Here is a 9,020-nt window from a genome sequence, read left to right as displayed (position 1 = left end):
GATAGAAAGTGATCAGGAGCGGTCAGTTTACAACTAACAAACCGGCTCAAGTGGTCCCGTTCCGCGGGTCCATTTCAAGCGGTCTTTGCCCGAGCGCTCATGCGCATCGGTCACTCGCGTGACCACCTCCAGCAGCCGATCGGCATCGTCGAAGAATTCGACCGGTCCGTAGGCATGCACAGCGACATAGTTCCACGTCGGTACGACCTCGCCTCTTTCGTGCTTGGTCACGTACCAGGAGGGGCTGATATAGGCCTGCGGCCCAGCGAAAATGGCCATCGCCTCGCCAGTCGGTGCCAGCTTCCACTGCGGATTCGCACGCGCCATGTGCGCGTAAATCGTGCCCATGGAGCCTTCGCGCTCGTCGAGTACTACGAGCAGCATCGTTCCAACAAGTCCCTCGTGAGTGGCGGTGATCAGTGTCGCCGCGCGCGCATCGCGCATCATCCGATGAAGGTCGGCGATATCGACAACTTGGAAGCAGGGCGGCGTGTACATCGACGAAGTTCCCCGGCGGCCCGATGGAAAGCCGGGCGACTCATGATTTCAGCTTTGGTACACCTCATGCTGGATCACAAAAACAATCAGTTTTGGTGGCTAGTTTTCATTCCTCCGCGCGCACTAGACCGCTGGGGGCGGCAAATCCATGATGCGCCAAAAGTGCAGATAAAAAGAGCGCGTTTGCAATCTGGTCCAGCCGTTGGCTTCCACGCGGCGCTTGCAGACGGATTCGGCTCTTCATGGCGATGACTGCAGCACATGAGCAGCTTCACCTCAGGGCCATGAGTGGCACGACCAGAATTGCCCGGCCTATCTATTTCCCGCGCGATGCGACTATCATGCACAACGCGTTCTGGTGCTGGCGGGAAATGCCGAAGAGTTGAAGCGCCTCCCGCCGGTTCAGCGAAACTTCACGAGTGACGGCCCATTCGCCCAGGCCAACGTGTTGCAGCCTTCAGTATTCTGGAACTGCCAAGCTTATCTCGATCAAACGGTCGCTTGTTCAACCCAGATCCATCGCAGCTGGTACGAAGCCTGCGGCCGCACACTTCGGCTGTGGTGTAGCATGGCTCCGATATTCCGATCCTGCCTTATTGAGGACGATCTGATGGCGTTAACGCCGCCCGCTGATGACCTATTCCAGTTCAGCATTTGGGTTCGAGAGTCCCAGTCCTCGCGCGGATTCTCCGGGTAACAGAGAGAGCATGTGCCTATGAAGGACACGATGAAGCACATCACGCGTTCGTTGCGCGTGCTCGGACTTGCTGTCGTCCTCGGCGTCTCTTCCGTGCTCGGATCGAACAATGTGCGATCGGAAGCCCTCAAAGGCTTTGGCTTTGGAGCGGCGGGCGGCCTTGGAGGCGAGGTAGTTCAGGTCAGATCAACCAAAGATCTGAACTATGAGCTGTGTCGTTCGTACAGCTTCGGGTACTGCGATGACAATAGTCCGCGCGAGATCCAGGTAATCGGAACCATAGACTTTACCGATACGGAAGGGCGGGGCGAGGGGCAGGGTTGCCAATATGGCCGTGCTTGTTCGGCACCTTACAAGCGTGAATCTCTTCTTCTTATGGATGGCAACGACGCGCATTGCGATGGCAAGGAGAGGACGTTGGTCGGCTTCGACAGGGCCGGCAAGCGCCCGCTGGAAATTGGTTCAAACAAGACAGTGATCGGCGTTGGCCCGAGCGCTACAATCAAAGGGAAGGGACTGCGTCTGAATGGCGTCAGCAACGTCGTTGTTCGCAACCTGACCATCAGTGATATCAATGAAGGCGTAATATTTGCCGGCGATGCTATTGCAATTGCACGAGCCGACCTGGTTTGGATCGACCACAACCGATTTCGTAACATCGGGCGGCAGATGATTGCCGGCGGCTTTGGCCCTACAACGAATATTACGATTTCCTGGAACGACTTCGATGGCAGCGATACCTTTTCCTCCTATTGTAACGGGGAGCACTATTGGAATCTTCTGTTTCTTGGTGTCCCGCAGACGATCACCATCGCAAATAACTATTTCCATGAGATCTCGGGGCGGGCGCCGCACATCGAGGGGGCGCAGGCCAATATTCATCTCGTTAACAATTACTTCCACAACACGAATGCGCAACAGAGCGGCGGATTCTTCCATGCGGTGGATGCTGGATCATCTGTGCAAGCACTGATCGAGGGTAATTACTTTGACAATATTGAAATACCTGTAAAGACTGGTAGTGGACATATCTTTGGCTTCTTAGGCGAACCCAGCGGGACCGTGCGGAACATCTGCCTTACCGTGCTCGGACGTCGCTGCATCGAGAACATCGCGACCCCAGTGCCGCAGATCAATGGCTTTCGTCTGGATGAAACCGTAATTCAATCGTTTGGAGCTCTTCCAAGGTCATCTATTGCTCTTCCATTTCGAGCGGATGATGTTCCGGCCGTGATCACGGCCGGGGCAGGCCCCGGACACCTTGAGAGCCGGTGATGGCTCGTTCGCAGACGCGGCTCGAGACTTGGCCGATTGCCGCAAACAGTTGAGCGGAAGGCGCATACTGGACGAGAACGGCACGCACGGCTGGCTGCCCGACGTTGCACGAGGACCGTATGGCCATTCTCTTCGGGTGCCGAACGGTACAATTCCTGTCGGTTATGCGCCCTATGCCTTTCACCGCCGACCCAGGCGCTCGTCTCAAATTGTTGCGTCCGGTTTTTGGCGGGTTCGGGTTGGAAAGAGGAGGGGAGGCGGCATCGAATTCCTGGCAACTGTTCGAATTATCATCCGATCAGCTACTGACGGACCTTCACAGCTCCGTTTTCCGACTGGCATGGTGCTTGCTCGAAAGTACCCGTAGCGCGAGGTTCGCCTCCGAAACCGAGTGACATGCGCCCTCGTCTGCTTGAAGAATCCGCAACGCTTGGAAAAGTTCGCAATGAAAGAAACGGCTTCGATCGAGAGGGTCATTCCACTGACTGACGTCGTCAAGCGCGCAGCGCGCATCGGTGTTGAAATCAGAAATGTCAAGCTCTCGGGTGATCTACCGAGCCAAACCATCGCTGCGATCAACAGCTTGCTGCTCGAACACAAGGTGATCTTCTTCCGCGATCAGGGTCATCTTGATGACGCGGAGCAGGAGCGCTTTGCTGCTTGTTTGGGAAGGCTGGTGCCGCATCCGACGCTCGGTACCATCAATGGAACGACCTCGATCATCGAGCTTGATTCCGCGCGCGGAGGTAGTCGGGCTGATGTATGGCACGCCGATGGAACGTTTCTCGCGGCCTATCCCAAACTTGCGGTCCTGCGAGCCGTTGTGATCCCATCGTCCGGTGGCGATACGATTTGGTCGAACGCTGTGGCCACTATCTGGATTTGCCGCGGCCGCTCCAACGGCTTGCCGACGAGCTCTGGACCGTTCACAGCAACGCCTTCGACTACGCCGGGACCTGCCGTGTTCGCGAAATCGACCAGAAGCATTTTGATGAGGTCTTTACCAAAACAATCTATGAGACCGAGCATCCGGTGGTCCGTGTACATCCCGAGACCGGCGAGCGTGCGCTGGTGCTCGGCGATGTGGTGCAAAGGTTTATTGATATCCCAAAGCGCGACGGTCAGAGGCTGTTCGATCTATTCCAGTCCCATATCACGGCGCCCGAAAACACCGTACGCTGGAGCTGGAAAGAAGGCGATGTCGCGATTTGGGATAACCGCGCAACGCAGCATTATGCGGTCAACGATTACGGTGACCAGCATCGCGTCGTTCATCGTGCCACAATCGATGGTGACGCGCCCGTCAGCGTCGACGGTCGATGCAGTGTAACGCGCCTCAAGACGACGAAGCCCCCGTCCACGAAGGTTGCCTAGCAGCTCGGCACATTCACCGATAATGCACTGCTCTTATCGCATGTTTGCGCGAATAGATGTTTGCGAAGAGAAGTTCACCGAGCAAAACGCTGCGCGCAATTGGATGGGAGGGGTTAAGGCGCGCCGTAGACTCGAGAGGCGACCTCCTTGCTGAAGTGAGACGGCGAAGCTCATCGTAAGCGTAGCGCTGCGGCCCTTTTGATTGGCGCTTGACGCTTATTTTGTCCGCGTGGCGCGTCGCCGCGGTTTCCATGTGTCGGACAACGCGTTGACGGCGGCCTCGAGGGCCTTCCGGTCGATCACGTTGGGATCGAACCGCTCCGGGCCCCAGCGGCGCATATTTTCGTGCTCCGGATGAGCAGGGTCGCTGATGGCGTCGAGGTATTCGGCATAGCCTGGCGCACCACCGACGTCTTCCGGAGGACAACGGCTCGCGGCCTCGAGCAGGAAGGGCATGCCCTCCGTCGTGGTGTTGTCGAACCATTTTTCGAGCTTGATCACGTGATCCCAGCTGTCGCCGAAGTCATAGAGATAGTGGATCGTCTTCGCGCCGGTCTCGTGAACGATATCGCAAAGCCGCGCTTTACGGGCATCCATGGGCTGGTGGCCGTAATCATTGTCGGGGTCGGGAACCCCCCAATGTGCCTCACCAGCGAAGAACTCGAAGAGGTGACTGTTCGTCCAGCCGAATGCCTCCTGAAGCGTCAGATGCAGCCGATCAAGGCGCAGCGGGAGCGGCACGACAAGGCGACGCATCACCTCCGGTTTTACGTCCTTGAGGGTCACCTTGATCCGGACCGCGGTCGTGTTCAGGCTCATGCCGCCAGCCTCGGATCGTGTGCATGCATCGTGTAGATCGATGCCCAAGGGAGCAGTTCGTCCAGTCGCGCCGCAGGCCAACCATTGACGAGCTTCGCGAGAACATCAGCGAGCCAGTGCTCGGCACTGACGCCATTGAGCTTACAGGTCTCGATTAACGAAGCCAGAACTGCCCAATTCTCGGCGCCCTCGTCGCAACCGGCAAAAAGGGAGTTCTTGGCGTTGAGCTTGATCGGCCGCATCGCACGCTCGACAGCATTCGTGTCCATCTCGATGCGCCCGTCATCAAGATAGAGCGTCAAGCCGTCCCAATGACGCAGCGCGTAACGCAAGGCCTTCGCCGTGTCGCTCTTCTGTGCAAGGTGATCAAGCTTGGCCTCAAACCACTGCTTCAAGGCTGTAGCCAGAGGTCGGGCATGCGCCTGCCTGCCAGCACGGCGCTCGACATCTGATCGGCCGCGGAGCGCTTTTTCGACCGCGTAAAGTTGGGCGATGCGCTCAAGAGCCTCGCGGGCAACCGGAGCTGGCGCCGGAGCGGCCTCGCGCTCGATCTTCACAAACTGGCGCCGGAGATGCGACCAGCAGAAGGCGAGCGTCCCGGACAAGGCGTCCGCACGCGTCTCTCGGGTCATAGTCTTGTAAGCCTGATAACCGTCGCAGTGGATGATGCCGCGAAAGCCCTCAAGTAGCTGCAAGCCATGAACGGCCCCACGGCCCGGTGCATAGGCGTAAACCACACCAGGTGGGTCAGGTCCGGCCCAGGGCCTGTCATCGCGTGACAGCGCCCAGAAGTAGCCGGTTTTGGTCCTGCCGCGCCCCGGGTCCAGCACCGGTGCGGGGGTCTCGTCGACACAGAGCTTCGAAGAGGCGAGCAGAAGCTGGCGCAGACGATGCCACAAGGGCTTCAATTCCTGGGCGGCGTAGCCGACCCAGAAGGCGAGCGTGGAACGGTCGATGGCGATACCGTGCGTCGCCAGCATCTGCGCCTGGCGGTAAAGCGGCAAATGCCAATGATACTTGGCGTCGATCACATGCGCGACGAGCCGCTCGGTCGGCAGTCCTCCCCTGATCAATCGCTCGGGAGCAGCATGCTGGAGGACGACGCCGTGACAGGCGCGGCAGGCCAGTTTGGGGCGGCGGGTGACGATGACGCGATACTGCGCCGGTACGACGTCCAGCCTCTGGCTCTCATCGTGACCGATCTCAAAAAGGTCGCCTGCGCAGCACGGGCAGCAGGTTGCAGCGGGCATCAGGGTCTCGATGATGCGCGGCAAATGCTCCGGCAGCTTGCCACGATTGGCCCTGCGCTCGGCAGCTCTCTTCTCGCGTGCTTTGGGATTGGCGCGGTCCTCGGCGGCTTCGAGGGCCGCGACGGCCTGATCGATATCCTCCAGAACAAGCTGGAGCTGATCAGCGTCCAGCTTTTCCGAGGACCGACCGAACTGCGCATCCTTCGCAAGCTTGAGCAACCGCTCGAGCCGGGCGCAGCGATCCAGCAGAGCCGCGGCAAAGATACGCAACTCGGCGGGATCGCTCGGCAGCTCATCGGGCAAATCACTCATTGACCCGAGCTTGCCATGCTTCGCGTCCCGATGCAGCGATGATCTGTATCTTTACGCAAGCGCTTTCGGCTGCGGGATTCGAGGCGCGTGCATGCGCGTCCAATCCATGCCGGCCAGCGAGGGGATTGAGGAATGTCCCCAATAGTGAGTCTGACGAATCATTTCCGGAGGTGGTCCAAGTTCGAGACCCCCACCATCCTTTGTACGGCCGCTCATATCGAGTGATTAGGAAGATCGGCCAGCGAGGCCGAAGCATTCCCGCTTCGTATGAAGTTGAGTTTCGCACGGGAAGCAGTCTCCTGATTCAGGCAACCGCAATCGAATATTATGGACAAGAAGCAAATCAGATTAAGCTGAGTATGGAGGCTCTACTCGAGCTTTTATCGACAGCGGATTGTCCCGACGCACATGAGCATGGATCCAGCCGATCTTTGGTCGACGCTGACGCCCGCGCTCCGACGCCAGATCGTCGAAGACGTCGCCGCGATTTTGGCGGAGATCCCTCATGAAGTCCGAGCTGGTCACACCAAGCCACTTGGCGCGCAAAGCCGTAGTCTACATCCGGCAGTCGACGCCCCACCAGGTCGTAAGCAATCAGGAGAGCCTGCGCCTTCAATACGCGCTTCGCAAGCGCGCCCGCGAACTCGGATGGCGTGAGGCGGCCATCGATGTGATTGACACCGATCTCGGGTTGAGCGGCGCGTCTACAGCGCATCGTAACGGCTTCAAAGAACTCGTTGGCCGTGTTGGCCTGAGTGAAGTGGGGCTCATCCTGTCGATCGACGTGACCCGCTTGGCGCGTAATTGTACCGACTGGTATCCGCTCCTGGATATCTGTGGTCTGCGTGGCTGTCTGATCGCCGACCGCGATGGTGTCTATGATCCGGGCACTCCTAACGGACGGTTGCTTCTCGGGCTGAAAGGTTCGATCTCCGAGCTTGAGCTACATACGATCCGCAGTCGGCTGACCGCCGGCCTGCTGGCTAAAGCCGAACGCGGCGAACTTGCGGTTATGCTGCCAATCGGACTGATGCGGGACCCGAGCGGCGTGGTCGTTAAGGATCCCGACATGGCCGTGCAAGGGCGGCTCGGTCTCGTCTTCCAGTTGTTCCTGCAGCTGCGCAGCGTTGCCAAGGTCATGCGAGCGTTGAACGAGCGTGACCTGGAACTGCCGCGTCGTGGTCGGTATGGTGATTTGTGCTGGACGCGCGCGACGCTGGCTGCCGTAGCGGCCATCTTGAAGAACCCCGCCTATGCGGGCGCCTTCGTCTATGGACGAACCCGCTTCCAGCCGCCGAAGCGGGAGGGCGCCCTGCCACAAAAGGCTCCGCGGCCGATGGAGGAGTGGCGGATCGTCGTCAAAGATCGATATCCAGCCTATATCGACTGGCCAATTTATGAAAAAATCCGGGCCGTCATCAGAGATAATCGAGCCGAATACATGCGCATCAAAACCCGAGACGCGCCTCGCAATGGCGAGCTTCTGCTCCACGGCATCGCCTGGTGCGCACGATGTGGCCATAAGATGTACGTCCGCTACAAGGGCGGTGGCGAGTATGTATGCAACCACCTGCGTACCCAGGGAGGTCATCCAACCTGCCAACACATTCGCGCCGCTCATATCGATGCGGCCGTTGGCGATGCATTCCTGACCGCACTAGCGCCGGCTGAACTCGATGCCTTGTCGCGTTCCCGCCGGGTCCAGCAGCAGATGAGCAGTGCGTTACGCTCCAGCGCAGAACGAGAGCTCGAGCGCAAGCGGTACACGGCGGCGCTCGCCGAACGGCAGTTCAACCGAGCTGATCCAGATAATCGGCTGGTCGCCTCGGAACTCGAGCGCCGATGGGAAGCGGCGCTAAACGACGTGCGCGCCGCCGAAGAAGCGCTTGCCCGACAGATGCCGTCCAAAGCCATCACGCAAGTAGCCATAAGCAAGGAGCTCAACGACAAGGTCATCAGCCTCACCGGCCGCCTCCCGCAGATATGGGGTGACGAGGCTATCTCGGACGCGCATCGCAAGGCTTTGCTGCGATGCCTCATCGAAAAGGTCGTGCTCGATCGTGGCGAGAACGACTTGGCCCTGGCCAGGATCGTCTGGCGCGGAGGCGCCGTGACGGAGCTCGAGGTGAAGATGAGCGTCAACTCCGTCACCAAATTGACACGAGGCACAGAGATGCGGGAGCGCTCGCTGGCGCTCGCCCGCGACGGCGTCCCAGACGACGAGATCGCCGCAATCCTTACCCAAGAAGGCCACCGCTCTCCGCGTTGCGCCGATAAGGTGCTGCCCATCACCGTTGGGCGGCTCCGTCGTGCTGCTGCCATCAAGGTAGCTACCCAGCGCAGCCGATGGGAGCATGACGACTCACTCCTCAGCCCGCCCGAACTGGCACGAAGGCTCGAGATTCCGGTGAACTGGCTCTATGTCCAGATCCGAAGTAAGCGTTTGCTGATTGATCGCCAGCCAAGCGGCGCCTATCTCTTCCCGAATACACCATCCGTTCTTGACGCTGTCCGAAACCTTCGAAACCACGTCCTTGCGCAACTTGATCTAAGAATCTGTCAGCCTAACAAGGAGGGGCATCAACATGGGTGATCGAGAAGCGCGGACAGCTGGGCCGCATTCATCCGCATCACACCGGCCACGATGGGTGGCCATTTGAAGCCGCTGCCCTCAAGCCGCTTCCAATACAGCACGAGGCCACTACATCCCAGACAACAATCTTCACCCGATCAGCGCGCTTCGCACGGAAGACCACCGCCACGCCCTTCATCGGATCGTGGCCCAGCGTCTCCTT

At 59.2% G+C, this 9,020-nt stretch carries 4 protein-coding genes and 3 pseudogenes; 3 read left to right on the top strand and 4 right to left on the bottom strand.

The genetic code is table 11. From position 1 onward, the window contains the following. Window positions 1-84: 84 nt before the first annotated feature. A pseudogene (locus tag AC0L3X_RS45805) lies at window positions 85-498 on the bottom strand (FMN-binding negative transcriptional regulator); the annotation flags it as partial. A gap of 727 nt (window positions 499-1,225) precedes the next feature. Between AC0L3X_RS45805 and AC0L3X_RS45800 the strand changes: the two are divergent. After that, complete coding sequence (locus AC0L3X_RS45800) at window positions 1,226-2,470, top strand: pectate lyase family protein (RefSeq protein ID WP_439034123.1); 1,245 nt, start codon at window positions 1,226-1,228, stop codon at window positions 2,468-2,470. A 445-nt stretch (window positions 2,471-2,915) separates the two neighbouring features. Next, window positions 2,916-3,844, top strand: a pseudogene (locus AC0L3X_RS45795) (TauD/TfdA dioxygenase family protein). Window positions 3,845-4,060: 216 nt separating this feature from the next. Here the strand turns inward: AC0L3X_RS45795 and AC0L3X_RS45790 are convergent. Both AC0L3X_RS45790 and tnpC read right to left on the bottom strand, forming a co-directional pair. Then, window positions 4,061-4,663, bottom strand: coding sequence for a plasmid pRiA4b ORF-3 family protein (locus AC0L3X_RS45790; RefSeq protein WP_444592961.1), 603 nt, complete (start codon window positions 4,661-4,663; stop codon window positions 4,061-4,063). After that, window positions 4,660-6,225, bottom strand: a complete 1,566-nt coding sequence (gene tnpC / locus AC0L3X_RS45785) for an IS66 family transposase (protein WP_439034125.1) — start codon at window positions 6,223-6,225, stop codon at window positions 4,660-4,662. Before tnpC ends, AC0L3X_RS45790 begins: the two co-directional genes overlap by 4 nt. A 505-nt stretch (window positions 6,226-6,730) precedes the next feature. Here tnpC and AC0L3X_RS45780 point away from each other — a divergent pair. Further along, on the top strand, window positions 6,731-8,818 hold the full coding sequence (locus AC0L3X_RS45780) for a recombinase family protein (RefSeq protein WP_473317525.1): 2,088 nt from the start codon (window positions 6,731-6,733) through the stop codon (window positions 8,816-8,818). Here the strand turns inward: AC0L3X_RS45780 and tnpB are convergent. Beyond that, window positions 8,806-9,011, bottom strand: a pseudogene (gene tnpB, locus AC0L3X_RS45775) (IS66 family insertion sequence element accessory protein TnpB). The gene AC0L3X_RS45780 and the pseudogene tnpB overlap by 13 nt on opposite strands. Window positions 9,012-9,020: the final 9 nt, after the last annotated feature.

It is taken from the genome of Bradyrhizobium sp. MI1.7 (assembly GCF_055811795.1).
This window is presented reverse-complemented; position numbering and strand designations above follow the sequence as displayed.